The organism is Bradyrhizobium sp. LHD-71 (assembly GCF_031157255.1).
Taxonomy (GTDB): Bacteria; Pseudomonadota; Alphaproteobacteria; order Rhizobiales; family Xanthobacteraceae; genus P52-10.
Genome location: NZ_JAVIFX010000048.1, coordinates 15,123 through 40,804 on the forward strand (window position 1 = coordinate 15,123; position 25,682 = coordinate 40,804).

Genomic DNA, 25,682 nt, shown 5'->3' on the forward strand with positions numbered 1-25,682 from the left:
CGCTATCTGGAACAAGCAAGAACAGGATGGAAACGGAGTCCGCGCATGAACTGGAAGCCCGAGTTTGACGAACTGAACCGGCGCAAAGCCTTTGCACTCGAAATGGGCGGCGCGGACAAGGTCAAGCGGCAGCGGGATTCAGGCCGGCTCACCGTCCGCGAGCGAATCGACAAGCTCGTCGACAAGAACAGCTTCCAGGAGACCGGAACAATCTCCGGCCTCGGCGAGTACGAGCCCAACGGCGATTTGAAGACGGTGACACCGGCAAACTGCGTGTTCGGTCGTGCAAAGGTCGACGGCCGGCCGGTGGTGGTGGTCGGCGACGACTTCACGGTGCGCGGCGGTTCCGCCGATGCGGCGATCTCGGCGAAGCCGCTGATGGCCGAGGAGACGGCGAACGCGTTTCGCATTCCGATCATTCGCGTGATCGAAGGGTCCGGTGGAGGCGGATCGGTGAAGACGATCGAGACGCGAGGGGCGTCGAACCTGCCCGGCGGCGTCGGCGGCACGCGCGGCTTCTACTACATGACCGAAAATCTGGCGCAGGTGCCGGTGGTGGCGCTCGGGCTTGGCTCGGTCGCGGGACTTGGCGCAGCGCGGCTGGCGTCGAGCCATTACTCCATCATGACCAAGAAGTCGGCGATGTTCGTCGCAGGTCCCCCAGTGGTCGCGCGGCTCGGCCAGCCGCTGGAAAAGACCGAACTCGGCGGGTGGGAAATCCAGACGCGGGCGGGGGGCGTCGATCACGCGACGGAGACCGAGGAGGAGGCCTTCGAATGCGCGCGGCGTTTTCTGTCATATCTGCCGTCGTCGGTCTACGAGCTGCCGCCGACCATCGCCTGCAACGATGATCCGGAGCGCACCGACGAGGCGCTGATGAACGTCGTGCCGCGCAATCGTCGGCAGGTGTACAAGATGCGCACGATCATCGAGTCGGTTGTCGACAAGGGATCGTTCTTCGAACTGGCGCAGTACTTCGGTCGCTCCGTCATTGCCGGCCTTGCCCGGTTCGACGGCCGTGCGGTGCTGCTGCTTGCAAGCGATCCCTATCATTACGCTGGGTCGTGGACCGCTGACGCCTGCCAGAAAGTGGTGCGTTTCGTCGATCTCGCCGAGACGTTTCATCTGCCGGTGGTTTATCTTTGCGACTGCCCGGGCTTCCTGATCGGCCTCGAGGCGGAAAAATCTGCAACCATTCGACATGGCGTGCGCGCGATGGCGGCTCTGAACCAGTCAACAATCCCGTGGTGTACAGTGATCGTCCGCAATTCCTACGGTGTGGCAGGCGCAGCGCACCAGCCTGGCGGTCGGCTGTCGCTGCGCTATGCATGGCTGTCAGCTTCGTGGGGCTCATTGCCGCTGGAGGGCGGTGTCGAGGCAGCCTATCGCGCTGAGATCGAAGCGTCTGACGATCCGGCGGCCAAGCTGAAGGAGATCGAGACCCGTCTCGACAAGATGAAGTCCCCGTTCCGCACAGCCGAGAAGTTCTGGGTCGAGGAGATCATCGATCCGCGCAAGACCCGCTCGCTGCTCTGCGACTTTGCGCGGCTGGCGGAGCCCGCACGGACTCCGGGCAAGGTCCATTTTGCGATCCGGCCGTGAGCGGAGAGGGCGAGGGAAGGCGTGCATGACGGGCGCGAAGCTTTGACGCCAAACTTCGCCAGCGCTGAGGCGATTGCTGAAAAGATCATCGCCGATGTCGGCAAGACGATCGTGCTCGGCCTACCGCTCGGGCTCGGCAAAGCAAATCATATTGCCAACGCCCTGTTCGCGCGGGCGGTCGCCGATCGCTCGATCAATCTGAGGATCTTCACCGCACTGACGCTCGAGAAACCGCAGCCGTCGAGCGGCCTCGAAAAGCGCTTCATCGGTCCTGTGATCGAGCGGCTGTTCGGTGGGTATCCCGATCTCGCCTACGCCAAAGCGTTGCACGCGAACGCCTTGCCGCCGAACGTCGAGGTCAGCGAGTTCTTCTTTCTGGCCGGCCGATGGCTGGGATCGCCGGCTGCGCAGCAGAACTACATCTCGGCGAACTACACCCAGGCGTTCAACGATTTCCTGTCCCGTGGTGTCAATGTTGTCGCCCAGCTTGTGGCGTGCCGTGCCGTCGATGGCGCTCCGCGCTACAGCTTGAGCTGCAACACCGACATCACCGTCGACCTCCTGAAGGTTCGCCGCGCCGGCGGCGCGAATTTTAGGATGTACGGGCAGGTGAACTCCGAACTGCCGTTCATGCCGGGCGACGGCGATCTTCCTGCATCCGAATTTGCAGGTTTCCTTGAGGCGCCGGACGTCGAGTTTCCACTGTTCGCGCCGCCGGCCGAGCCGATCTCCGATCGCAAGTACGCGATCGGCCTGCACGTGTCAGGGCTAGTGCGCGATGGCGGCACGCTGCAGATCGGCATCGGCCAGATCAGCGATGCGCTGGCGCAGTCGCTGATTGTTAGGCATCGCGACAACGCGACCTTCCTGGACATCGTGAAAAGGCTGCAGAACGGCGCGGCGCCTGTTGCGTTCGAGTCGGGTCGCTTCGAGCAGGGTCTTTACGGCGTCAGCGAGATGTTCGTCGAGCCGTTCCTGAAGCTGATCGATGCCGGAATCATCAGGCGCGAGGTTGATGGGGCGCTGCTTCATGCTGCATTCTTTCTCGGGCCGAAAGCGTTCTATCGTGCGTTGCGCGAGATGCCGCCCGAGCAGCTGCGCCGCATCCAGATGAAAGCAGTCTCGTTCACCAACGATCTGCTGGAGGAGGCGGACGCCAAACGTCGCGCCCGGATCGATGCGCGTTTCGTCAACAACGCGATGATGGCGACGCTGCTCGGCGCCGCTATATCGGACGGCCTCGACGACGGGCGCATCGTCAGCGGGGTGGGCGGACAGTACAATTTCGTGGCGCAGGCGTTTGCGCTGCCAGGCGCGCGCTCGATTCTGACGCTGGAGGCAAGCCGCGGTTCGGGATCGAAGTCGGCATCGAATATCCGCTGGTCCTACGGACACCAGACGATCCCGCGACACCTGCGTGACGTGTTCGTGACCGAGTACGGCGTGGCGGATGTGCGCGGCAGGTCCGATTGCGAAGTGATCGCGGCGATGCTGGCGATTTCGGACTCGCGTTTTCAGGGCGAATTGGTGCGCGAAGCGAAGGATGCCGGCAAGCTTGCGAAGGATTTCGAAATTCCGGCCGCACACCGGGAGAATTTCCCCGAACGGATCGTAGAGGCGCTGAAGCCCTTCCGCGAGTCCGGGGTATTGCCCTCATTTCCGTTCGGTTCAGACTTCACGCCGGTCGAGCAGCAGCTCATTCCTGCGCTGCAGATGTTGCGGGAGGCTTCGGCGTCGCCGCTTGCGCTTACGAAGCTCTTGCTGAGCGGGCTTGGCGCAAGCGGAGCGCCGGATGAGGCGGCCCTGGCGCGCCTTGGCCTCGACAGGCCGCAAAGCCTGTCGGACCGGATCTACCGCGTGCTGGTCAGCGGCGCCCTCAGCAAAAGCTGAAGTGTCGGTGCGTTATCGCCCCTTGAACGCCGGCGGGCGCTTAGCGATGAACGCGGCCATGCCTTCGGAGCGGTCTTCGAGGGCGAACGTGCCGTGAAAGAGGTTGCGCTCGGCGCTGAGGCCTTCGGCCAACGTGGTTTCATAGGCGCGATTGACCGCTTCCTTGGCGGCGATCACGGCCGGCTGCGACATCGACGCGATCTTCTCGGCGACCGCGATCGCCTCGTCCATCAGCTTGTCGGCTGGAACGATACGGCTGACGAGACCTGCGCGCTCGGCCTCCGCTGCGTCCATCATGCGGCCGGTGAGGCAAAGGTCCATCGCCTTCGACTTGCCGACGGCGCGGGTCAGCCGCTGCGTGCCGCCAAGCCCTGGAATGGTGCCAAGCGTAATCTCAGGCTGGCCGAACTTCGCGGTGTCGGCGGCGATGATGATGTCGCACATCATTGCAAGTTCGCAGCCGCCGCCGAGCGCGAAGCCGCTCACCGCGGCGATGGTCGGCTTCCGACATTCGGCGACGCGGTAGCCGCCGACGGCAATGAAGTCCGCCTTGAACATGTCGATGTAGCCTTTCGGCTGCATTTCCTTGATGTCGGCGCCGGCAGCGAAGGCGCGCTCGTTGCCGGTGATCACGATGGCGCCGATCGCGTCATCGCTTTCGAAATCGTCGATTGCCCGGCCGATCTCCTTGAACACATCGAATGACAGCGCATTCAGCATCTTCGGCCGGTTGAGCTGCAGGATGCCGATCGCGCCCCGCCGTTCGAGGAGGATGTGTTGGTAAGCACTCATGTCCGTGATCCTGTTCGATTCCAGTTTCGGACCGGACTGTGCCTATTGCCGTCAGGGCCTGCAAGCCCGCACAACGGCAGGCCGTGCGAAGAGGTCGAGAGACAAGGCCGGACGGATCAGGTCATGAACATCCGGATGGCCGATCCAACAGTCAGCAGTGCGCCGAAAGCGACGAACAGCTTGCCGATCATCGAGGTCTGGGCCCACTTGGAATCGTCTTGCAACTCCGCCTGGCTGTCAGCGATCGACAATTGCATCAGCTTCGGCATCTGATTCGCTTCCCAGGCCGTACGATCGAGATCGTTGAACTCGTCAGCGGACACCAGCTCTACGCTCGGCTTGGGAGCTTCGGCCGGCGGTTGCGGCGCCGCAGTCTGCGCCGCTTCGCTGTTCACCGCCGTTGTGGCGGCTGCCGCGTCGAGCAGCTTTGCATGCGCATCGGCGACTGTCGGCGTCACCTTCTTGTCCGCCTTCTCCACCTTTGCGCGCTCGGAACTTGCCGTCTCGTCCTGCGCGGTTTGTCCTTCCTTGTTGGCGGCATCCTTACTGACGCGGGTGCGCTGCGACGCGCTCGCCTTGCGCGATTGCGCGCGTCGCGCGGTGCGGGACTGCGTCTTGGTGAATTTCTTCAGGGCGATGGGCTCGGCCGCCTTTTCCTGGGTGGCCTTCTCCTCGGTCGGCTGTGGATAGGTCGGCAGCGCGTTGGCGGCGACACCGTCGAGACTGGTCGTGCTGGATGGGCACCCTCGGGTGGAATCGCATGCATGAAGCGGCATTGCGGTCAGTGCAGTGAGGGCAGCAGCTGCCGCGATTCCGAGTGCCAAGCGCATTCTGGCCCTGTTGTTCATGGCAAGCTTCCCCAAATTCTGATCCCGCGACGAGATTGACCCCGGCGCCATGTCCTTAACGCGAGCGAAAGCGGGAAACATTTCGATCGTCTCGGGGCAAAAACGGGGCGGCCGCGCGTTCCCGGTAACTTCCGGGCCGCGGGCGTTCGGCCAAACCGCGGTGGGACCAGCAAATTTGCAGGAACTGCTGCTCCCAGCGTAACAAAGGCCGATTTGCGACGAAATGAGGAATTGAGCGCGCGTGCGCAAAGGTGAGGGCGAGTGGACGCAACTGATGCGGTCGGCCAATTCGGGCGACGGCGCCGCCTATCACCGCCTGCTTCTGGCGATCACGCCGGTGTTGCGGGCGACCGCGCAACGCGGGTTGGCGCGGGCGGGTCAGCCGACCGATCAATGCGAGGATATCGTGCAGGAGATCCTGCTTGCAGTGCACTTGAAGCGGCACACGTGGGATCCGTCGGCGCCCTTCGGCCCCTGGTTGTTCGCGATTGCCCGCAACAAGCTGATCGACGCGCTGCGCAAGCGCGGTCGGCGCGTGTTCGTCGATATCGACGATTTCGCGGAGACGCTGCCGGCTGAGCCTGCGCGTGAGCAACTGCCCGCGGCCGATATCAACGCACATATCGAGAAGCTGCCGCAGCGCCAACGCGAGGTGCTGCAATCGATCGCGGTCGAAAGCGCCTCGATCCGCGAGACAGCGGCAAAGCTTGCCATGAGCGAAGGCGCCGTGCGCGTCGCGCTGCACCGCGGGCTCGCCAATCTCGCAGCCAAGCTGCGGAGGGATTGAAGGATGGATACCAACGAGCTCGTGCGCAGTCTCGCGGCCGACCACGGCTGGCGCGCGCGACCGGTCGGCATGGTGCTGGCGGTGGCGCTTGTGGTGGCGTTGCCCGTGACCGCCGCGATGTTCATCATGGCGCTTGGCCTCCGTCCTGATTTCATGGCCGCGACCGGTCGCGCGTTCTTCATTCTGAAGTTCATCGTCACGGCTGCGCTCGCACTCGCCTGTCTCGCCCTCGCGCTGCGGCTGGTGCAGCCGGGTGCGCCCGTTCGCAACGCGTCCTGGCTACTTGCCGTGCCCGTCGGATTGCTCGCGGCGGGGATAGTGGCAGACCTCGCCTTGCCGCAAACCTCGGGCTGGACCGCAAGACTGATCGGGTCGAATGCGCGCGTCTGCCTGACGGCAATTCCGCTGCTGTCGCTGCCGCCGCTGATCGCTCTGCTGATCGGCCTTCGACGGGGGGCCGCGACGCGGCCGATGCTGACGGGGGCTTTAGCCGGCCTTGGTGCCGGCGCCATCGCAGCGACGTTCTATGCCTCACACTGCGCCGACGACTCGCCGCTGTTCGTCGCCACCTGGTACACGATCGCGTGGGCGCTGGTCGCGCTGATCGGCGCGCTCGCGGGCCGGTGGGTGCTGAGGTTCTAGAGCGCCGGCTCGCGTTTGCGGCTTGCGGATATTGCCCTTGGCTTGATGGCGCTTTCAACGGGTTGCGCTGCCAGCAGCGCGCGCCCGGCGGCGGTTACGACGACGATGGTCCCTCGCGCGCCGATGTTCTTGCGGGTGATCAGGCCTTGATCGATGGCGTCTTCCCACACAGTCAGTCGTGGACAGGACGTTTTCCAGGCATCGATCACTTCCGCATAGGTGCGCGGCTCGCGCGCCACCCATTGCACCAGATCGAACACCAGCGGATCGCATGTCGTCGTCATCGACGCCTCCGGCAAGTCATGCGGAAAATCTCGGGGCGATCAGCAGAAAGCTTCCGTGACCGATATAGTAAAACGCGATCGTCGTGACGATGCGATTGGCCCATAGTCGGTATTGTCCGTCGCTCATCGCGCCGAGCACGCGGGTCGAAAGGCTTGTGCCGACGGCGGAAGCCACGACGGCGAGGGTCGCCACCACCGGATCGAGCATGCCTGCCTGCTCAACGATGCCGCCGAAATAGAGGAGCTTGGCGGCGTGCCCGAATACCTGACACGCGGCCTTGGTTGCGACGATCTCGCGCCGGTCCATGCGTCCGCCACCGAGGAAGAACGTATCGAGCAACGGCCCCGAAACACCGGTCATCAATAGCAGCGTCATGCAGATGACGCCATAGGCCGCGCATTGCAGCGGATTTGTCGGATCAGGCTGGAAGCCCGCTGGCGTCAGCCGTGCGAGGAAGGGCGTGACCCCCAGCAAAAGCAGGGCTGCGGGCTTCTCCGGAACGTAGCGCGCAAACGACCAGATCGCGAGGACGACGACGCAGCCCACGACATACGCCAAGGCCGGCCGCCAGCGGATATATCGCCACCACAGCAGGCCGCGCCAGCCGTTGGAGGCCATCTGCGTCACCGCGTGGAGCACCATGGCTTGCGGCAAGGGCAGGATCGCCAGGAGAACGCCGATCAGGATCATGCCCCCCGCCATGCCGAAAATGCCGGACAGGAAGGACGTCGCCACCATGATCAGGCAAACGACGGCAACGAGCAGTGGACTCATGATCGGTCTCCGCCCACTTGATGAACCCGTTTGCCGCGCGGCGCAAACTGGTTTAACAAGGTCTCAGCATCAGCTTTTTTAATGGTCGACCATGCGCCGGCTTCCGTTTCTCAATGGCGTCAAGGCATTCGAAGCGGCGGCGCGAACCGGCAGTTTCGCCAGGGCGGCCGACGAACTGCATGTCACGCCTGCGGCGGTCAGCCGGCTGGTGCATCTGCTGGAGGAGCGGATCGGCACTGAACTGTTCGAGCGCAAGGCCAACCGGCTCGCGCCGACGCCGGCAGGGCAGGCCTACCAGGCAGGACTGACACCGCTGTTCGATGCGCTCGCCAACCTGACGTCGCAGGTGTCCGCGATGACGACGACGCGCGTGCTGACCGTCGGCGTCGGGCCGACCTTTGCGATCCGCTGGCTCATCCCGCGCCTTGCCGACTTTCAGAAGGTCGCGCCCGAGATCGAGGTGAGGTTTACGACCGGAGGCGTGGCAGCTCCCTTCAGCGATGACTGGACCTGCGGCATTACACTCGGCGACGGCGCGTGGCCGGGGCTTGTCTCGGAGCGGCTGTTCGCAGCCGATCTCACTCCGGTCTGTGCGCCGACGCTGGCGCGACGGCTGAAGCAGCCGGAGGATCTCCGATCGGCAACCCTCTTGCGGGTCACGCATGCGCGCGACGACTGGCCGCGCTGGATCAAGGCGTCAGGGCTGTCGAAGCTGTCGGCGAAGGGGCCCGAGTTCGAATACTACGGTCAGGCGCTGCAGGCGGCGCTGGACGGCGTCGGCGTCGCCATGGGCATCAGCCCTTACATAGACGACGATCTCCGCGCCGGAAGGCTGGTCGCGCCGTTCAGGAAGAGCATCCCGAAAGGCATGCACTGGTACCTCATCTATCGCGACGCGCGTCGCGACGAACCGGGATTCGACGCTTTCCGAACATGGATCGTTCGGACAGCGGGCAGTGCGTGCTTATGAGACTTCGCGCACCTGCTGCATCCTGTGAAAACGCAGGATCTGCTGCGCCGTGGATGGCTTCAGCCGCTCGTAGCTGACCTTGGTGAATGATTCATCCGTACTCTGCGGCCCCTGCAGGCCGACGCGCATGTCGAAAATGGCCTTCAAGGTCGACCACGAGAAATCGAGCACCTTCGCAAGTACCATCACGCCTTCGGACCGGGATCCGGCCATCATGCTCTCGACGGTGACGAACGGGAGGCTGGTCAGGCAGGCAATGGCGGCGTTTGTCTCGTTGAACCTGCTTTCACGGGCGAACTGCGCGACCTGCGCCTCATCAAGCCGGCTCGCTTCGTGCAGCCTGCCGACGTGCAACTGTGCGGCCATGACGTCAATGTCATCAGCGGCGGAGCGAATTTGCGCGTTTGCCACAACTCGCCGGACTGCTGCGTCGATCGCCTCGCGGGCATCGGGATGGACGGCGCGCAGCTTCTCACGCACGGCAGCGGATGCTCTGGCGATCAGCTTCAGCAGGTGATGCCGCGGGATGCTCGTACGCGACCCGACACAAGTCGCCAGGTCATCGTTGCCCTCGGCTCGTTCGACGAGCCTCGCATAGCCCGCCTCGGAGAATTCCGCTCCGGGATTGGAGGCCGCCGACATGACAACCCGCGTGTCGCCGCGCTCGACCAGCACGTCGGTGACCAGGCCGCTGAGCCGCAGTCGCGTGGATATCGCCAGCAGATGTGCCTGGCTCTTGGTGCGTGCGTTCTCGATCAGGGCATTGTCGTCGAGCCTGGTCGATTGGCTCAGCACTGGAGCCGCGATCTCGATGAGGTCATCGAACGCAAGCGCATGCACGATGCGCGGCGGCGCGGCCGGGTGCGACGCCAGCCGGCTCGCCAGCAACGCTCTGGCCGAGACTTCGATGTTTTGCGCGAGCGTCGTGAGCACGTCGTCGAACAGCGCGAGCGTATCGTCCGAATGGTCGCTATTGCCGGCGAAGAACAGGTCGGTGACGCCGCGGAGCAGCGCCGCGCGGTGCGCCTCCTTGCCGCGCATGAGGGCTTCGTCGAGTTCATCGAGCAGTTGAGCAGGGAAGGCGCTTGATCGTTTTGGCATGGAGGGCTGCGTCGAAATCCGAGAGGTTAGACAGTCAACCTCGGGCAGAAAGCCTTTCCTTTTCGTATCGAGCGCCGCGCGCTCCGCATGGGCGCGGCAGACGCGGTTAAGTCCAAGTTAAGGTGTTTAATTACCTTTGCCGCTTATTCTGATACTCTTGCTCTTGGCTCCCAACCAAGGGCACCTTGCGTGCGCTGAGTCACGGAACCGCTGCGGCGATTCCGATCAATTGAGAAGATTTTTTCCATTGTCGATCGAACCTGTCGGAAAAACGCCGCGACCAACCATGCGAGCCGGGCGTTGAGCGCAAATCTTGCGGCATCGGACGAGGTCCTGATTTCACGGATCGCCAATGGCGACCGGCTCGCCATGCAGGTGCTGTATGGGCGGCACCATGTGCGAGTTTATCGTTTCGGGCTCCGGCTCGTGCGGAACGAACAGGTCGCGGAGGATCTCATCAGCGAGGTTTTTCTCGACGTGTGGCGACAGGCCGGAAAGTTCGAAGGGCGTTCCACCGTCTCAACCTGGCTGCTGGCGATAACGAGGTTCAAGGCGCTGTCCGCTCTTCGCAAGAGGAAGGACGCGGAGCTTGACGACGAGACTGCGGCCGCGATCGAGGATCCGTCGGACGATCCGGAGGTCACGGCCCAGAAGACGGATACGGGGAGGGTTCTGCGACAGTGCCTGGCGGCGCTGACGCCGGACCATCGGGAAATCATCGATCTGGTCTACTACCACGAAAAGTCTGTGGAGGAGGTGGCCGAGATCGTTGGTATTCCGGAGAACACCGTGAAGACGCGGATGTTCTATGCGCGCAAGAAACTGGCTGAGCTGCTGAAGGCAGCCGGCGTCGAGCGAGGTTGGCCATGACTGCTCTGAGCAAGGTTCCGGACATGCCTCCCGAGGAGGTCGAGGCTCTGCTGCCCTGGCATGCCGCCGGAACGCTGAGTGCGCGCGATGCGCGGCGGGTCGACGAGGCGCTGGCCCGTGATCCAAAGCTCGCAAAGCAGTACGCGGTGATCCAGGAAGAGTTCGCCGAGACCATTCATCTCAACGAAAGCTTGGGCGCGCCTTCGTCGCGGGCCATGCAACGCCTGTTTGCCGGCATCGACGCGGAGCCCGAACGGAAGCCTCCGGCTTCGTCGGTCTTCGGCGCGCGCATTGCTGAGTTCTTCGCAAGCCTCTCGCCTCGCACGCTTGCATATTCGGCCGCTGCAGCCGCAATCGCACTGCTGCTGCAGGCCGGCATCATCGGCGCGGTCTTGATGAGGCAGAGCCAGAGCAATTTCCAGTCGGCGGCCTACGAAGGCCAGGTCGACGGCGGTACCCGCGTCCTGGTTCGCTTCACGCCGGACGCGCGGATGTCGGACATCACCCAGTTCCTCGACAGCTACCATGCGTCGATCGTTGCCGGTCTGAAGGGCGGGATGTTTCGCATTCAGTTCGGCGACCAGCGGATGACGAAGGACGAAGCCGCGGACCTGATCAAGAAGGTTGAACAGGACAAGATCGTCAGCTTCGTCGCTCCAGCGCAGTAGCCGGCTGGTAGACGCGGGAGCGCAGAGGTCACGATGGCCAGCGATTGCGGAGCCGAGGCGACGTCGCGTCGTTCAGTGCGGCATGCTGGTCCTGTCCTGACAACCTTCGTCGCAGCCACGATCGCGACGGCCATAGGTGCAAGCATCGGCTTCGCGCAGACGGCTCCGGGCGTAGCGCCATCGATTCCGAACATACCGCGTCTGACGCCGCTCACGCCTTCGGTGCCGCCGCGATTGGGACCGGTTGGGCCGGCTGCCTCCGGCCCCACAGCTCCGGGAGCGACCATTCCACGGCCGACTGGTGCACCGGCTGGGTCGCCGACCTTCGGTCCAGGTGCGGCTCCGGCACCGGCGACGATTCCCGGCGCAACGCCAGCGCCAAGAGCCGCTTCCATCCCGACACGCCACGTCGATCCTCGGCCACCCGATACATTGGTCGGTCCGGCGCAATCGGGCTTTTCGTTCGGCTCAAACCCGAACTGCAGTTCTTACCGGAATTTTGAAGGGTTCGGCGGAAGGCCTTGCTCGCAAAAAGCAAAACGCGTTGTGAGGCCGGGCGGTGGCGCCGGCAATCGCCCGCCTGCGGCGGCCATCGCCAAGAGGGCTGCTCCGAAGGGGGGCGGACCGGTTGTCGTCGCATCGAACGACTTCGTGCCGAACGAGATCATCATCGAGGTCGATGGCGCGGTGACGGAAGGCCAGGCGATTGCACTTGCGCAACGTCATCGTCTCACGCGGCTGGAATCGCAGAATTTCCCGCTGATCGGCGCGACCATGTTCCGATGGCGCATTCCGGACCGCCGCTCGATCGATGTGGTGGCGCGACGGCTGATGGCCGACGGCAGCGTGCGATCCGTGCAGCGCAACTATCGCTTCACATTGCAGCAGGCGGCGAGCGCGAAAGGTGATCCCGCACAATATGCCGTCGGCAAGCTCTACCTCGCCGACGCACATGCAGTGACGAAGGGCGACGAGGTCCGTATTGCCGTCATCGATTCCGGCATCGACGTGGCGCATCCCGAACTCGCCGGGGTGGTTGCCGGAACTTACGACGCGCTTCGCGCGACGGAAGGCCCGCACGCTCATGGCACCGGCATCGCCGGCGCAATTGCAGCGAGGTCGCGGTTGCTCGGCAGCGCCCCCGGGGCGCGGTTGCTGGCGATCCGCGCCTTCGGCGCCACGGTCAGCGGCGCCGAAAGCACCTCGTTCGTCGTACTGAAGGGCCTCAATTACGCAGTCGAGCACGGTGCGCAGATCGTCAACATGAGTTTTGCGGGGCCGAATGATCCGCTGCTCGAGCGCGGGCTGGCGGCAGCCGCCAAGCGCAACATCGTATTGATCGCGGCCGCCGGCAACGCCGGCCCGAAATCACCGCCGCTTTTTCCCGCCGCCGATCGCAACGTGATTGCGGTCAGCGCTACCGACTCAGCGGATAAGCTGTTCGCAGCTTCGAACCGCGGCAACCATCTTGCTCTTGCCGCCCCGGGCGTCGATCTGCTGCTGCCGGCGCCGGACGAAAAGTATCAGGTCGCCTCCGGCACTTCGTTCGCGGCCGCGTATGTGAGCGGGCTCGCAGCACTGATCATCGAACGAAATCCGGGCGCCGGGCCCGACCTCGTGCGCCGGATCCTGACCGACACGGCCCGGGACCTCGGACCCAAGGGCAAAGACGATCAGTTTGGTGCCGGGCTCGCAAACGCCCTGGCTGCGGCTCAGGCTGCCCGGTCCGTGACCGCCGGCGCAGCTTCGCGTTCGATCGAACTTCCCAGCGGAAATCGCTGACAAATCGGCGATTTTTTGCCCGCCGACTTTCTTTGAGAAAATTTTGAAGGCTGTTGAACCTGGGTCCCGGGTGCCATGACCAATTGAGGCGAGGGAGCCCAATCCCCTCCCAGAAAGGCTGTGTTCGGCGCGAGCGCCCATCCACCCCAAGCGCCAATACGGCTGGCCCGTCCGGTTGTCCCCCCGGACGGGCCTTTTCGTTTTGTGACGCGGTGGGTTGAACCTTAAGCCGCGCTTTCGCGACGTATGACACGGTGGAGTGTTTGAACCGTGTGCGGTTCGTCGTGGAAGGGACATCCATGCACCGTTGGAAGTTCTGGGAATGTGCCGCGAGCGTCGGCTTGCTCGCGGTATTGGTACTTTTCCCGGCACAGGTGTCTTTCGCTCAAGCGCTCGGACCACCCTCCGACCCGATCGCTAGGCAGGCTTTTGAGGTGCTCGACAAGCACTGCGCCCGCTGCCATCAGGAGGGCCGGCTGATCAACCGCGACAGGCCCGCCAAGAATTTCGGCAACATCCTGAAGCTTGATGAGATGGCGGCAAGTCCGCACTACGTGCTGCCGGGCAATGCGCTCGGTTCGAAACTGTTTCGTCAGATCGCCGACCGCGAAATGCCCTACGATGTGGCCTATGAGGGCGACACGCGCTATCCGCACGTCACCGCCGATGATCTGCAGGCGCTGGAGCGCTGGATCGTCTCACTCGGCACACGTTCCGCTGCAACTTGCGCCAATCGCGCCGTCGTCACGCCCGCCGCGATGGCAAACCTCGTGATGTCTGATCTCGAACGGCAGCCGGCTGAGCGGCGCGCCACCACGCGTTACCTGACCCTGACGCACCTCGCCAATAGCTGCGCGGGCGCGAACGCAATGAAGGTCTACCGGCAGGGAGCGATCAAGCTTGTCAACTCGCTCAGCCGGTCGGCGAACATCGTGAAAGTCGAGACCATCGATGCCGATGCGTCGATCTTGCGTCTCAACCTCGCAGACATTGGCTGGACCACGTCGGACTGGGAAACTGTGCTGGCTGCCTATCCCTACAACATGCAACCCGCAGGCCCATCGAGTGTGACGATCGCGGCGGCGACGCAAACGCCAATTGCGATCGTGCGCGCGGACTGGTTCGCCTATGCAGCCTCACAGCCACCGCTTTACGACGACCTGATGCGACTGCCGAACAGCCTCACCGAGCTCGCGCGCGAGCAGGGCGTGAATATGGAAGCGAACATCCGCAGCTTCGTCGCGCAGCGCGCCGGCTTCCAGCGTTCCGGTGTCAGCCAGAACAACCGCATGATCGAGCGGCACACGGCGCCCGGTGGATACCTGTGGACCTCGTACGATTTCGCGGCCAATCGCGGCAACCAGAACCTGTTCGCGTTCCCGCTCGGGCCGGGGCCGGACGGATTCCAGCACGATGGTGGCGAGACGATCTTCAGCCTGCCGAACGGGTTTCAGGCCTACTATCTCAGCACAGCGACCGGTGGGCGTCTCGACAAGGCGCCGACGGCGATGGTGCGCGATCCGTCGCGAAAGGATTTTGCCGTCACCAATGGCGTCTCCTGCATGGGTTGCCACGATCAGGGATTGCGCAGGGCACGCGACGAGGTGCGTGACGTCGTGCTCGGATCAAAAACGTTGCCGCGCGACATCCGCGACAAGGTGGAAGCACTGCACCCACCCCAGATGCGGATGGATGCGCTGATAGCAGCCGACATGAAGCGCTTTACGGAAGCCATGCTGGCGGCCGGCCTGGATCCCGCGCTGAAACTCAATGGAGTCGAGCCAATCAACGCGCTGGCGAAGCGCTATGAACACGACATCGACCTCGCAGCGGCGGCGGCTGAGCTCGGCATCGACAAGGCGAAAATCAAGTCGTCGTCAGCAGACCAGAAATTCTATCCGTTGCTGCGCCGGCTGGAGCAGGGGGTCGTTCCGCGCGATCAGTTCGAGGTCAGCTATCGCGAGCTGGCGGAAGCCATGACGGATCAGAAGATCGTCCGGCTTGCGGGATTTCGCGCCCGGGAACGATTGCCCGAAGCGTCGCGCACTGACGAGCTGTCGCTTACTTCGGATGCGGATTTCTATCGACCGGGTGACGGACCGGTGTTCACCATCGTTTCGCCGCGCGATTGTTACCTGACGCTGACCAATGTCGATGAGAAGGGCGAGGGTACTGTTTTGCTGCCGAACCGCTTTCAGCAAGACAATTTGATACGCGCAGGTTCCCCGATCCGGTTTCCGGGATCCAATGCACCGTTTCAATATCGCACGAAGGACAAAGGCGTGGAGAACATCGTCGCCGTCTGCAGGGTGCGATCCGGCGACAACGATGGCATCACGCATGACTTTTCGCGGGAGGCGTTCACCTCGGTGCCGAACTACACGCGGGCCGTCGGACGTGCGCTGGAGGTGGTGCCCGCCGGCGCAGCCGCAACAGGCTCGTCGTCGCCCGCGCCGACCAGCGCGCCGAACGCTGCGGAAAGGCTGCAAGGTCCGCCGCACGCGCCCGGCGCGCGTCAATCCTTCCGTGCGGCTATCCAGGTGACGGTGCGATAGGATCGCCTGCAGGTGCGGTCTTGCCGCGCGGCGCTACCGTCTCTTGGCCGTTTCTGCCGTGGAGCTTGCCGATGCTCCCCGCTGACCTGAAGAACTGCCGCGAGCTTGCTTGAGGGACGCGAGCAGCTGTCGCGCGGCCGTCAGGTCCGCCGTGTTCGCGGCTGCCGCGAATTGTTCGACGACCGGCTGCAGAAGGCTTCTTGCTGCGTCCGATTTGCGTTGATCCGCCCAAAGCGCCGCCAGATCAACCGCAGTGCGCAGTTCGCATGCGCGCGCCCCCTGACGCCCGCTCCATTCGAGCGACTGCGCAAAGCAGGATTCGGCCTCATCTCGCATCGGCGGTGCCATTGCGAGCAGGACGCACCCTTTCACGCGCAACAGCTCCGGCATGTGCGAAAGCGCTTCGTTCGCTTCGGCCTGCCGGATCGTCTCGTCGATCAGCGCAAGCGCTTCGGCATGGCGCCCAACCGCCGTCAATCCCTGGACAAGCGCGATATTGAACGTCGGGGTCAACAGTTCGTAACGCAACGCATGGAGCTTCTCCAGGCCTTGCTGCAAGCTCTCGATCCCGCCCATCGCGTCGCCGCGATGGATCGCGAGCTCACCTTTGAAACCGAGTGCGACCGCAAGAAATGGTGCCATGGAATAAGTCTCGGCATGAGACATGAACCAATCGATGTGCGCTTCGGCCTGGTCGAGATCGCCGGCCCAGAGCAAGATCGAAACAGCCCAGATCAGCGCGACGGAAAGCGTCACCGGCTGCTCCAAGTCCGCGGCGTCTTCGATGGTTCTGCGCGCCCGTTCCAGCGCGGCGGCCGGGTGTCCTTGCAACCACAGCGTTCTTGCCAACGTTGCTTCGGCGACCTTGTGATGATCGAAGCCGAGGTAAATCGTGCTGGTATGCGGCGAGTCCAATCCACGTTCTAACGCAGCCTCCAGCTCGGCACGGGCGTTGTCGAGGTCGCCCATGTGACTGAAGGAGATCCCCAGCAACGAGAGCGCGAGGGCCACAATTGTAGGATCCGGGTCGTCCTTGGAGATCAATGCGCCGCGCATGGCATACCGCAGGGCCGCCCTGAAGTCTCCGGTTCGCAGATGAAACATGTGCAGCGGTCCCAGCAGCTGCAGTTGATTATGGGTGTCGCCACGCTGTTCGGCGATCGCGAGGCTCCTGATCAGCGCCGCACGCGCGTCTTCGCTTTCGCCGTGCGCGAACATCGACGACAGCCCCAACGCTGCCTGAAGATGCATCTCCTCGGACTGCGAGCGGCTGGCGTCGTTGAGCGCGAGGATCGCCCGCTCCGACCAGCGGTGACATTCAGTCAGCAAAGACATCTTCAAGAACACCGGAACGGCGGCGGCGGCGAGTCCGACGCCGATTTCGGTGTCGCCGCTCTCGCCGAAGCACCACTCCAGGGCTGCACGTATATTGCCAAGGTCGGCGAGGTTCGGCGCACGCTCGTTGGTGGTCGTCAGGGGTGACCGGTCGACGTCCGTCCGCTCCAGCGATCGCCGGCAATAGTTCGCGTGACGCGCCGCCAGGCTGGGGATTTCAGTATCGTCAGTGGCAATGCCCAGGGCATAGGCGCGCGTCATATCCAGAAGCCGATAACGCATCGCTGGTCCGATGCGAGTGGTCGCAACCATTGATTTGGCGACGAGGCTGTCCAGCGCGCCAAGGACAGCCTGCTGATCGATGGTGGCGCTGGTCACAACGTCCCGCACCGCTTCGAGCGTAAAGGTGCCGACGAACACGGCGAGCCGTCGAAGCACAACCCGTTCAGTCTCGGACAACAGCCCATAGCTCCAGTCCAACGTGGCCTGCAGGGTCTTTTGGCGTGGCGGTGCGGTGCGCTGGCCGAGCCAGATCAGAGTCAGGCGCTCGTCGAGAAGCGTTGCGATTTGCTGCAGCCCATAACCTTCAACCCGACCAGCGGCCAGCTCGATTGCGAGCGCCAAACCGTCGAGCCGTCGGCAGATGTTCGCGACTGTCGCGACGTCCGCATCGCTAAGCTCCAGCCGAGCGCCGCTGGCCGCCGCACGCTCCACGAACAGTTGCACGGCTGGGAACGCCAGCGCCGCCGCCGCCGTGAGCTGGCTATCGGCTGGCGGGACGGCGAGCGGCGCCAGCCGGTGGATCTGCTCGCCCTTGACTCTGAGCGCTTCGCGGCTCGTCGCCAGGATATGAACCTGAGGCGCGGCGAGGAATATTCGCTCAGCCAAAGCTGCCGTGGCGTCGATGACATGTTCACAATTGTCAAAGATCACCAGCATCCGCTTGTCGCGCAGATATGCGATCAGGCTGGGCAGTGGATCGTCGGACTGCACAGGCAGCCCCAGCATTGCGGCGAGCGAGCTGGCCACCAGTTTCGGATCGTTCAGGGCGCTGAGATCGACGAAAGTGACGGCGCCGGCGAACGTCTCCAGCAACTCATACGCGACCTCAACGGCGACGGTGGTCTTGCCGACGCCGCCGGAGCCGACGATTGTCACGAAACGCGATGTGGTCAACTGTGCCGAGAGCGCGCGGACGCCGTCTGCGCGCCCGAACATCCGCGTGGACCGTGCGGGCAAATTGGCGCGGGGGACATTCGCGATATCTGATGCCGCGATCTCGGGGGCCGCCGCCACCGAAATCGGCGCCACGAAGCAGTAGCCGCGGCCGGCCAGGGTGGTGATGTAACGGGCGCCGTCCTTCCCATCGCCGAGCGCCTTACGTAGCTTTGCCATATGAAAGCGCAGACTGCCTTCTTCGACCGTGACATCGGGCCAGACCTGAGCCATCAGCTCGTTCTTGCTGATGACTTCGTTGGGACGGGATATCAGGGCGATCAACGTATCGAGCGTTCGCGCGCCGAGTTCGACGGGCACACCTTCCTTGGTCAGTAGCCGCTCGCTGGTGCTCAGGCAGAACGGGCCAAAGCCGATCGCGTCTGCGGTCGCCGTTGCCGTCTTCATTGAGCGAACTTTCGCCACTGCATTGCTTGTAGCCCTGGTCAAAAAGAAGGTTGTAGCGAAGCTGCGGGGGAGCCGCTTCTCTCATGCGCCGCTGGAAAGATAACCACACAATGCTTTGATTTGGCCGCTGATTTTCGCCTGCGGGCGGCTCACCTTTTTCATTAAATAGAGACAGATCCTGAACCGCAGGCGGCTCTGTCGCGCGGCTTTCCTGCCACGTCCCGCCGCGTCCCGCAGTCGGCCGCGCGTCTTGGGCCGTGCGAGAGACTTCGCTTTCTGCGACCGGTTTCGGGCTCATCTCCGACTGCTAACAACCGCTCACAAGCGATAACGGGCGGTTTCCTCAATCCTCTGCTTGGGTGTCGTCGATCGCCAAGGAGGATGTTATCCATGACGGCTTCGTCAAAAGGCACGGCGCTGGTAACTGGTGCTTCTTCCGGCATTGGCGCTGTCTATGCCGATCGATTGGCGCGGCGAGGTCACGACCTCATTCTGGTCGCACGCCATCGGGAACGCCTCGACGCCCTGGCAACGCGGCTGACGCGGGAAACCGGCCGTTCCGTCCAGGTCGTCGCCGCCGATCTGAACGACAAGGGGGAGCTCGCAGGTGTGGAGCAGATCCTGCGCGGCGACGCCAGCATCACCATGCTGGTCAACAATGCCGGCATCGGCGGAGTCGGGCCGCTGCTCGAGTCTGACGTCGACAAAATGGAGCAGACGATTGCGCTCAACGTCACTGCGCTGATGCGGTTGACCTACGCGGTGGTGCCGTCGTTCGTACGGCAGGGGGGAGGCGCCATTGTCAATATCGCATCGATCGTCGCGATTGCGCCGGAGCTTCTGAACGGCGTTTATGCCGGAACGAAAGCGTTCGTTGTGGCGTTCGGCAGGTCCCTCCACAAGGAGCTTGCCGACAGCAACATTCACATTCAAACGGTTCTGCCTGGAGCGACCGAGACCGATTTCTGGGAAAAGGCCGGAACGCCGGTCGGGAAACTCGCGAGCGCCACCGTGATGAAAACCGATGCGATGGTCGATGCGGCGTTTGCCGGCTTCGATCAAGGCGAACTGATCACCATTCCGTCGCTGCCGGATGTCGCCGACTGGGCGGCTTACGAGGCCGCGCGGCAGAAACTGATCCCGAGGCTCTCGCTCAGTTCTCCGGCGGCGCGCTACCGGGTGGCACAGACTTGAAACGAGACCGGCTCGCGGCGCCCGCGCCGAAAACTGCCACCACGTCCTGCATATCACGTTTCTGAACGGTGCAACCCATGACGCTCTTCGTGCTTGCCTATGCGGCCGGTCTGCTGACGATCGCGACCCCCTGCATCCTTCCGATCGTGCCCTTCGTCCTGGTGCGGGCGGGCCAGCCTTTCAGGCGGGGCAGCTTGCCATTGCTCATCGGTCTCGCCCTGACCTTTGCAGCTGTCGCGAGCCTCGCTTCGGTCGCGGGAGGCTGGGCCGTGGACGTGAACAGGTACGGCAGGAGCGTGGCGCTTGCGGCCATGGCACTGTTCGGACTGGCGATGCTATTTCCCGCGTTGGCGGTGTGGATGATGGCCCCGTTCGTATCGCTCGGATCATGGCTGTCTGGACGCGCTGGACAGCATCTCAAGGAGAAGGAGGGGGCAGCCGGTTCGTCGATCCTGCTTGGTGTTGCCGCGGGTCTGCTTTGGGCGCCTTGTGCCGGGCCGGTGCTCGGATTGATCCTGACGGGTGCCGCACTACGGGGACCGAGCATCGAGACGGCGCTTCTGCTATTGACGTATGGACTGGGAGCGGCGACATCGCTCGGCGCTGCGATGCTGTTCGGCCGCCGTGTGCTGGCTTTCACCAGGCAATCGGCACGATGGGACGATTGGTTTCGACGCGTTCTCGGCGCCGCCATCGTGACGGGCGCCGTAACCATCTGGCTCGGTGCCGACACGGGCCTGCTCACCCGCTTGTCGTCGGCCAGCACGAACAGTCTGGAACAAGGATTGATCGCGGCCCTGCGTGGCGCTCCGGTATCCGCGACTGCCCGGGCAGACGCCGCCGCCACTTCAGGTGTTACATTGCCTGCGCCGCTTAAATCCTTGTTCGAGGCAGGTCCGTGGCTGAACACACAGCTTCGGCCCGACGAGGTCCGCGGCAAGGTCGTTCTGGTGAATTTCTGGACGTATTCCTGCATCAACTGCTTAAGGACGCTCCCCTACCTCCGTGCCTGGGCCCAGAAGTACAAGGATCGCGGGCTCGTCGTGGTCGGAGTGCACACCCCCGAGTTTGCGTTCGAGAAAGATGTCGCCAATGTGCGCAAGGCGTTGGCTTCGCTTGGCGTCGGCTATCCAGTCGTCATCGATAACGACTTTACAGTCTGGCGCGCCTTCAACAATCAGGCATGGCCGGCGATCTATTTCGTCGGTGCCGACGGCCGGATACGCGATCACGCGATTGGTGAGGGCAACTACGATCAATCGGAACGGCTGATCCAAGAGCTTCTGTCCGAAACGACCACTGGAACAGCCGCCAAGGATCTCACGGGCATTCGGGGCGAAGGCGCGCAGGCGGCGCCGGACGTACGCAATCTGCGTTCGGCGGAAACCTACGTCGGTTATAGGCACGCCAGCAACTTCGCTTCACCCGGCGGCATCAAGAGGGATACGCCCAGCCGCTACCGCGCGGCATCCGTGCTTTCGCTCAACCGATGGAGCGTGGAGGGCGACTGGACGATCGGCGGCGAGTTTGCGACGCTAAACGAGGCGCGCGGCCGTGTCGCCTATCGGTTTCACGCGCGCGACCTTCACCTCGTCTTGGCTCCTGCCGCTCAAGGCCAGTCCGTGCGTTTTCGCGTGACGATCGACGGCGCGCCACCGGGCGCAGACCATGGCGTCGACGTGGACGCCGAAGGCTACGGACGTGTTGAGGAGGAGCGTCTGTATCAGCTCGCCCGGCAAGCGGGGCCTGTGAAGGAGCATACGTTCGAAATCGAATTTCTCGACCCCGGCGTTCGCGCCTATGCTTTCACGTTCGGCTAGCATTTCGGTCCGGTCGCCGGATGGCGCAATCTCACGCCCTCACGCAGGCGCTTCAAGCCGGCCGATGTGGAATCGCGCGAACTTCTGCGCCGGCATCGGCTTGGCGAACATGAATCCCTGAATCAGGTCGACGCCCAGCTCGCGCATGACCAGAAAGTCGTCGCGGTTCTCGACGCCTTCGGCGACGGTACGCGCGCCGGAACTTTGCGCGAAATCGACGATCTGCCGGCACGCGGCCCGTCGTAGCCGATCGTCGGCGCAACCGGAGACGAAGGTCTGGTCGAGCTTGACCTCGACGAACGGAAACTCGTCGGCCTCGATCAGCGTTGGCCACTCCTCGCCGAGATCGGCGATCGAAATGCCAATGTTGTGGAATCGCAGGGTGCGTGCCAGCTCGTTGCTGAACGACAGGTCCTCGGCGATTTCTGCACCGTTCATTTCGACGATCAGCCCGTCGAACGCGGCGTGTTTCGGCAGCATCTGACAGAGAAGCTGGGCCGCACCGAGATTTCTGAAGAATGACAGCGGCAGATTGATCGCGATCTGGATCCGCCCGTGCTTGGTGACGAAATAGCGCCAGTCCTGCAGTGCCCGGGCGATCACGAATTTGGAAAGAGCCTGGAAGTTCGGATCCGTTTCCGCGGGTACGAAGTATGCCGGTGGCACGATTCCCCAGGTGGGGTGCCTTAGGCGGACCAACGCCTCCGCGCTATGCAGCGCAAGAGTTTTGCTATCGAGCTTCGGCTGATACCACAGCTCGAGCCAGCCGGCCTCGAGCGCTTCGGCGGCATCGACTGGAGGAGCAGGCGGCGCTTCAACGGGAATGAAATCGGACACGGCGCCGCGCAAATCGCGGTCGCTGAAAGGGGTCTTCAGCACAGGCAGCATCGAGAGTCGCAGTCCTTCGCCGTAAGCGTGAACGGCTGTCACCATCGGCGAGGCCGCCGGCCCGAGCAGCAGTACCTTGCCCTTGAATCCGTTCGCGGAGGCGGTTTCCAGCGCGCCTGCGGCTTCCATGCCGCCGGCCGACAGGCCGAAGATCACGATATCCGGAAAGTGCGTACCGAGCGCTGCGCCCAGGCTTTCGGCGGACGCACAGCGGCAGACGATAAAGCCGAGTTCTTCGAGCGCCTCACTCAGAAAGGTCTGAAGGTGTTGCTTGCTGTCGACGACACACGCACGCGGTGCGATCCGGCGCTTGCCGAATGTCCGTCGCGCGTCGGCTTGAAAGGCGATCCCCATAAACGTGCCTCGCGGTTTCTTTGCAGAGGACGGTCTTATGGAATCGCATCCTGACCTAAACGAGGAGTATGACAATTAAGCACGGGAACATCGCGGTAACGCTAACGTCGACAATCCTCTGAAAATTTGACGAGAAGTCGCAAACGGTGCTGTGACATCCGGCAAATAGTCGATGCGAGCGTCGGTTAAGCGGCTATTATGCCGCCGAACCAGCGCAATTTCGGTTAAGATCGTGCAGGCAAATGCGCTAACCGTTGATTAGGTGTAAATACTCGTTAAAATTTTGTTGAAATATAGTTGCTTGCCGCCACATTGCGCGTCGGGACTCGTCTGGCCTCGACATGCCGACAAGCCGCACGCGGAAGGCGCGCGATTTGCAAGACTGGCTCGCGCGAACCTCAGTGGATAACTGCGGCACCGGGCTTGCGGATTTTCTCCGAACCACGAATCAGATAAGGGTCGATTCGCAAGTGGTGTGCCGTGATTGTTGTGAGCGTGTTTCTCAGGTGCCGCCCGCTGCGATTGATCGGCAGCGTTGGAAGCGCGGTACCATCCCAGTATTCCAGTCCATTTTCCTCCAAGCGGCATTGCGCCGGGCGCCCGAATGACAACCGCTTTTGATGCCTTGCGATACCAGCGCGCGCTGGAAGGTTGGCGTGCGCTCGCTGAAGGCCGGCTAGAGCATATGACGCAGCTCTACGAGAGCGGCCGCTGGCGTCGATACTTCAGCGAAGAGAAGTTTCTCAGCGTCATCCGCGAGACCAAAGCCGCCGCAGATGCCTGGCGGCGGATTGCTCCGCAGGAGACTCCGGCCGCGGCCGCGCAAGTTATCGCAATGCCATCAATTGATTCCGCCTTCGTTCGCACTCAACCGCCACCTTCGCCGTTCGCAACGATCGAGGCGCAGCGCTCGGTCGCCTGAACGCGGGCAACGGAGGGGCAGCGGTATCGGTCGGCTAGAGCCGTGACAGCGTTTCTTCGAATCGCGATCACGCACTAGCCTCTTGTTTGGAGCATGATCTTTTCGGAAAACCGGTTCCCACTTTTCCGGATCATGCTCTAACCGCACGAGCCCCTTGCCGACCGCATCATCTCGAGCAGGATCGCTTCACCGGCATCGACAAGCTGATCGAAGCTGACGCGCGACGTGGCACCGCTGCGCCGCGAGACGGTGCCGCGTGGGACCAGCGGCACGTGGATGAATGCCGTCAGCGGCGGCCGAGGCGAGGCCGCGGCCGTCTCGATCGCCCGCCAACAGAGATAGTTGCAGAGATAGCGTCCGGCGTCGCGCGAGGATCGCGTCGCGACGCCGGAGCGCAGCGATGCGCGCAAAAGGCGCTTGGTATGCGGGCCGAAAACCAGCGCGTCGGCCTGGCCCGCGGCGATCTTGCCAAGGCGGACCTGGGTATTGGCGGCGTCCGGCCAGATGGTGGTGATCGCATTGCGCGCGCGTGTTTCGATCCGCACATATGGCGTGCGTGCGGCGAGCCCGAACATCAACAGAATGTGGGGGCGGCAGTCCTTGAGCAGGCGCGGCAGATCGCGGTCCACATCACCATAGCTGACCGTGAAGATGTGCGACGTACGCTCGATGTCGGCGAACGCCGGCCGTCGCAGCTTCATCAGCCGCGCCACCAGCAGCTCAGTGGGATTGAACGGTGCGCCGGGAAATGGGCCGAAGCCGGTGATCAGGACGCGCAGGGTCACGGCCGCTCCAGAAGCTGCGCGATCTGTTCGGCGGCGACGGCCGGGCTCATGCGGCCGTCAGCGACGGCGGCCTCGGTTTGCCGAACCTTGGCGCGAATGGCGGCATCGGCCCGCAGGCGTGACCTCCAGCGCTCGTCGAGCATCGACCACATCCATTTGACCTGCTGCTCCCGGCGCCGCGCGGCGAAATCACCGGACGCCTGCATCGCCGTGCGGTGATCAAGAACCTTCTGCCAGAGATCCGCGATGCCGTCGCCGGTGAGCGCGGAGTAGGTCACGACCGGCGGATGCCAATGCTCGGAGCGTGGCGACAGGATATGCAGCGCTGCGCGATACTCCGCTGCCGCCGCATTGGCGCGCGCGATATTGTCGCCGTCGGCCTTGTTGACCGCGATCATGTCGGCGAGCTCCACGAGGCCTTTCTTGATGCCTTGCAGTTCGTCACCTGCGCCCGGCAACATCAGCGCGAGGAAGAAATCCGTCATGTCGCAGACCGCGGTTTCCGACTGGCCGATGCCGACGGTTTCCACCAGCACCACCTCAAATCCAGCCGCCTCGCACAGCAGCATCGCCTCGCGGGTTTTCGCGGCGACCCCACCCAGCGTGCCGGCCGCGGGCGACGGGCGGATGAACGCGGCGTCCGACGCGGCGAGCCTTGCCATCCGCGTCTTGTCGCCGAGGATCGAACCGCCGGTGCGCGCGGACGAAGGGTCCACCGCAAGGACCGCGGCCTTCAACCCAAGGCCGATCAGGTACATGCCGAGCGCGTCAATGGTGGTGGACTTGCCCACGCCGGGCGAGCCGGTGATGCCGACGCGGATCGCTTTGCCAGTCCGGGGCAGCAGCGCCTGAACAAGGTTGCGGGCGGCGGCCTGATGATCGCTGCGCCGGCTTTCGACCAGCGTGATCGCGCGCGCCAGCGCTGCGCGGTTTCCCTTGCGCAGGCCGGCCGCAAGCGCGGACGGATCGATTGCGCCGGGTGGTTCCAAGCGATTCATGGGTTCGGTTTACAACGATTGCCGAACGCAGGCGAGGGGATGCTAGTGTCCCGAATCCGAAGTTCGCCATACTTTACAGCGAGCTCAGAGCGAACTTCGGATTCGATCAGGACACTAGCAAGTTTATGATTCTAGTGTCGTTTATGGATCAGAAATTCGCACGACGGACTCGCGGCAACGATGGTGCGAATTTCTGA

The 25,682-nt window shown here is 63.6% G+C and carries 21 protein-coding genes; 12 read left to right on the forward strand and 9 right to left on the reverse strand.

The features are described 5' to 3' along the window. Window positions 1-45: 45 nt before the first annotated feature. Together RCO31_RS33005 and RCO31_RS33010 are read left to right on the forward strand one after the other, a co-directional pair. Window positions 46-1,602 carry a carboxyl transferase domain-containing protein gene (locus RCO31_RS33005; protein WP_308972628.1) on the forward strand — a complete coding sequence of 519 codons (1,557 nt, stop codon included), beginning with the start codon at window positions 46-48 and terminating at the stop codon, window positions 1,600-1,602. Window positions 1,603-1,623: 21 nt separating this feature from the next. Beyond that, window positions 1,624-3,492: an acetyl-CoA hydrolase/transferase C-terminal domain-containing protein gene (locus tag RCO31_RS33010; protein ID WP_308972629.1), complete on the forward strand. Its 1,869-nt coding sequence runs from the start codon at window positions 1,624-1,626 to the stop codon at window positions 3,490-3,492. Window positions 3,493-3,504: 12 nt separating this feature from the next. On the opposite strand, the gene RCO31_RS33015 is transcribed toward RCO31_RS33010, so the two are convergent. After that, complete coding sequence (locus tag RCO31_RS33015; RefSeq protein ID WP_308972630.1) at window positions 3,505-4,284, reverse strand: enoyl-CoA hydratase; 780 nt, start codon at window positions 4,282-4,284, stop codon at window positions 3,505-3,507. 116 nt (window positions 4,285-4,400) lie between these two features. Continuing rightward, window positions 4,401-5,132, reverse strand: a complete 732-nt coding sequence (locus RCO31_RS33020; protein ID WP_308972631.1) for a hypothetical protein — start codon at window positions 5,130-5,132, stop codon at window positions 4,401-4,403. Window positions 5,133-5,373: 241 nt separating this feature from the next. Here RCO31_RS33020 and RCO31_RS33025 point away from each other — a divergent pair, with 241 nt between their 5' ends. After that, window positions 5,374-5,919, forward strand: coding sequence for a sigma-70 family RNA polymerase sigma factor (locus RCO31_RS33025; RefSeq protein WP_308972632.1), 546 nt, complete (start codon window positions 5,374-5,376; stop codon window positions 5,917-5,919). A 3-nt stretch (window positions 5,920-5,922) separates the two neighbouring features. Next, window positions 5,923-6,561, forward strand: coding sequence for a DUF1109 domain-containing protein (locus RCO31_RS33030; RefSeq protein ID WP_308972633.1), 639 nt, complete (start codon window positions 5,923-5,925; stop codon window positions 6,559-6,561). Here RCO31_RS33030 and RCO31_RS33035 read toward each other — a convergent pair. Beyond that, window positions 6,558-6,845 (reverse strand): hypothetical protein, encoded by a 288-nt coding sequence (locus RCO31_RS33035; RefSeq protein WP_308972634.1) that lies wholly within the window; start codon window positions 6,843-6,845, stop codon window positions 6,558-6,560. The genes RCO31_RS33030 and RCO31_RS33035 overlap by 4 nt on opposite strands. 16 nt (window positions 6,846-6,861) lie before the next feature. Continuing rightward, a complete protein-coding gene (locus RCO31_RS33040) occupies window positions 6,862-7,620 on the reverse strand; it encodes a sulfite exporter TauE/SafE family protein (protein ID WP_308972635.1) in 759 nt (252 codons plus the stop codon). Window positions 7,621-7,711: 91 nt separating this feature from the next. Here RCO31_RS33040 and gcvA point away from each other — a divergent pair, with 91 nt between their 5' ends. Continuing rightward, entirely contained in the window at window positions 7,712-8,590 is an 879-nt protein-coding gene (gcvA, locus tag RCO31_RS33045) for a transcriptional regulator GcvA (RefSeq protein ID WP_308972636.1), read from the forward strand. On the opposite strand, the gene RCO31_RS33050 is transcribed toward gcvA, so the two are convergent. After that, window positions 8,585-9,691, reverse strand: coding sequence for a DUF2336 domain-containing protein (locus RCO31_RS33050; RefSeq protein ID WP_308972637.1), 1,107 nt, complete (start codon window positions 9,689-9,691; stop codon window positions 8,585-8,587). The genes gcvA and RCO31_RS33050 overlap by 6 nt on opposite strands. Window positions 9,692-9,991: 300 nt before the next feature. Here RCO31_RS33050 and RCO31_RS33055 point away from each other — a divergent pair, with 300 nt between their 5' ends. From RCO31_RS33055 to RCO31_RS33070, 4 genes are all read left to right on the forward strand, one after another. Beyond that, on the forward strand, window positions 9,992-10,561 hold the full coding sequence (locus RCO31_RS33055) for a sigma-70 family RNA polymerase sigma factor (protein WP_308972638.1): 570 nt from the start codon (window positions 9,992-9,994) through the stop codon (window positions 10,559-10,561). Beyond that, window positions 10,558-11,229 (forward strand): hypothetical protein, encoded by a 672-nt coding sequence (locus RCO31_RS33060; RefSeq protein WP_308972639.1) that lies wholly within the window; start codon window positions 10,558-10,560, stop codon window positions 11,227-11,229. The genes RCO31_RS33055 and RCO31_RS33060 overlap by 4 nt, the downstream gene beginning before the upstream one ends. Window positions 11,230-11,775: 546 nt before the next feature. After that, window positions 11,776-13,011, forward strand: a complete 1,236-nt coding sequence (locus RCO31_RS33065; protein WP_308972640.1) for a S8 family serine peptidase — start codon at window positions 11,776-11,778, stop codon at window positions 13,009-13,011. Window positions 13,012-13,310: 299 nt separating this feature from the next. After that, a complete protein-coding gene (locus tag RCO31_RS33070) occupies window positions 13,311-15,566 on the forward strand; it encodes a DUF4384 domain-containing protein (RefSeq protein ID WP_308972641.1) in 2,256 nt (751 codons plus the stop codon). Window positions 15,567-15,599: 33 nt separating this feature from the next. On the opposite strand, the gene RCO31_RS33075 is transcribed toward RCO31_RS33070, so the two are convergent. After that, window positions 15,600-18,524 carry a winged helix-turn-helix domain-containing protein gene (locus RCO31_RS33075; RefSeq protein WP_308972642.1) on the reverse strand — a complete coding sequence of 975 codons (2,925 nt, stop codon included), beginning with the start codon at window positions 18,522-18,524 and terminating at the stop codon, window positions 15,600-15,602. 390 nt (window positions 18,525-18,914) lie between these two features. Between RCO31_RS33075 and RCO31_RS33080 the strand changes: the two genes are divergently transcribed. Beyond that, complete coding sequence (locus RCO31_RS33080; RefSeq protein WP_308972643.1) at window positions 18,915-19,718, forward strand: SDR family oxidoreductase; 804 nt, start codon at window positions 18,915-18,917, stop codon at window positions 19,716-19,718. 77 nt (window positions 19,719-19,795) lie between these two features. Next, window positions 19,796-21,538: a cytochrome c biogenesis protein CcdA gene (locus RCO31_RS33085; RefSeq protein WP_308972644.1), complete on the forward strand. Its 1,743-nt coding sequence runs from the start codon at window positions 19,796-19,798 to the stop codon at window positions 21,536-21,538. 39 nt (window positions 21,539-21,577) lie between these two features. On the opposite strand, the gene RCO31_RS33090 is transcribed toward RCO31_RS33085, so the two are convergent. Next, the gene (locus RCO31_RS33090) at window positions 21,578-22,780 is read right to left on the reverse strand and encodes an EAL domain-containing response regulator (protein WP_308972645.1); all 1,203 of its coding nucleotides are present in this window, start codon (window positions 22,778-22,780) and stop codon (window positions 21,578-21,580) included. Window positions 22,781-23,384: 604 nt separating this feature from the next. On the opposite strand from RCO31_RS33090, the gene RCO31_RS33095 reads away from it, so the two are divergent. Beyond that, window positions 23,385-23,702: a TIGR03809 family protein gene (locus RCO31_RS33095; RefSeq protein ID WP_308972646.1), complete on the forward strand. Its 318-nt coding sequence runs from the start codon at window positions 23,385-23,387 to the stop codon at window positions 23,700-23,702. Window positions 23,703-23,839: 137 nt separating this feature from the next. Here RCO31_RS33095 and RCO31_RS33100 read toward each other — a convergent pair whose 3' ends face one another. Continuing rightward, complete coding sequence (locus RCO31_RS33100) at window positions 23,840-24,487, reverse strand: pyroglutamyl-peptidase I (protein ID WP_308972647.1); 648 nt, start codon at window positions 24,485-24,487, stop codon at window positions 23,840-23,842. Further along, window positions 24,484-25,485, reverse strand: a complete 1,002-nt coding sequence (gene meaB, locus RCO31_RS33105; protein ID WP_308972648.1) for a methylmalonyl Co-A mutase-associated GTPase MeaB — start codon at window positions 25,483-25,485, stop codon at window positions 24,484-24,486. The genes RCO31_RS33100 and meaB overlap by 4 nt, the downstream gene beginning before the upstream one ends. Between the last annotated feature and the right edge of the window lie 197 nt (window positions 25,486-25,682).

Coding starts and splice junctions, on each gene's coding strand:
- RCO31_RS33060 (WP_308972639.1), top strand. CDS start 10,558: ATGACTGCTCTGAGCAAGGTTCCGGACATGCCTCCCGAGGAGGTCGAG.
- RCO31_RS33095 (WP_308972646.1), top strand. CDS start 23,385: ATGACAACCGCTTTTGATGCCTTGCGATACCAGCGCGCGCTGGAAGGT.
- RCO31_RS33085 (WP_308972644.1), top strand. CDS start 19,796: ATGACGCTCTTCGTGCTTGCCTATGCGGCCGGTCTGCTGACGATCGCG.
- RCO31_RS33080 (WP_308972643.1), top strand. CDS start 18,915: ATGACGGCTTCGTCAAAAGGCACGGCGCTGGTAACTGGTGCTTCTTCC.
- RCO31_RS33015 (WP_308972630.1), bottom strand. CDS start 4,284: ATGAGTGCTTACCAACACATCCTCCTCGAACGGCGGGGCGCGATCGGC.
- RCO31_RS33040 (WP_308972635.1), bottom strand. CDS start 7,620: ATGAGTCCACTGCTCGTTGCCGTCGTTTGCCTGATCATGGTGGCGACG.
- RCO31_RS33030 (WP_308972633.1), top strand. CDS start 5,923: ATGGATACCAACGAGCTCGTGCGCAGTCTCGCGGCCGACCACGGCTGG.
- RCO31_RS33050 (WP_308972637.1), bottom strand. CDS start 9,691: ATGCCAAAACGATCAAGCGCCTTCCCTGCTCAACTGCTCGATGAACTC.
- RCO31_RS33035 (WP_308972634.1), bottom strand. CDS start 6,845: ATGACGACGACATGCGATCCGCTGGTGTTCGATCTGGTGCAATGGGTG.
- RCO31_RS33005 (WP_308972628.1), top strand. CDS start 46: ATGAACTGGAAGCCCGAGTTTGACGAACTGAACCGGCGCAAAGCCTTT.
- RCO31_RS33075 (WP_308972642.1), bottom strand. CDS start 18,524: ATGAAGACGGCAACGGCGACCGCAGACGCGATCGGCTTTGGCCCGTTC.
- RCO31_RS33090 (WP_308972645.1), bottom strand. CDS start 22,780: ATGGGGATCGCCTTTCAAGCCGACGCGCGACGGACATTCGGCAAGCGC.
- RCO31_RS33020 (WP_308972631.1), bottom strand. CDS start 5,132: ATGAACAACAGGGCCAGAATGCGCTTGGCACTCGGAATCGCGGCAGCT.
- RCO31_RS33070 (WP_308972641.1), top strand. CDS start 13,311: ATGCACCGTTGGAAGTTCTGGGAATGTGCCGCGAGCGTCGGCTTGCTC.
- gcvA (WP_308972636.1), top strand. CDS start 7,712: ATGCGCCGGCTTCCGTTTCTCAATGGCGTCAAGGCATTCGAAGCGGCG.
- meaB (WP_308972648.1), bottom strand. CDS start 25,485: ATGAATCGCTTGGAACCACCCGGCGCAATCGATCCGTCCGCGCTTGCG.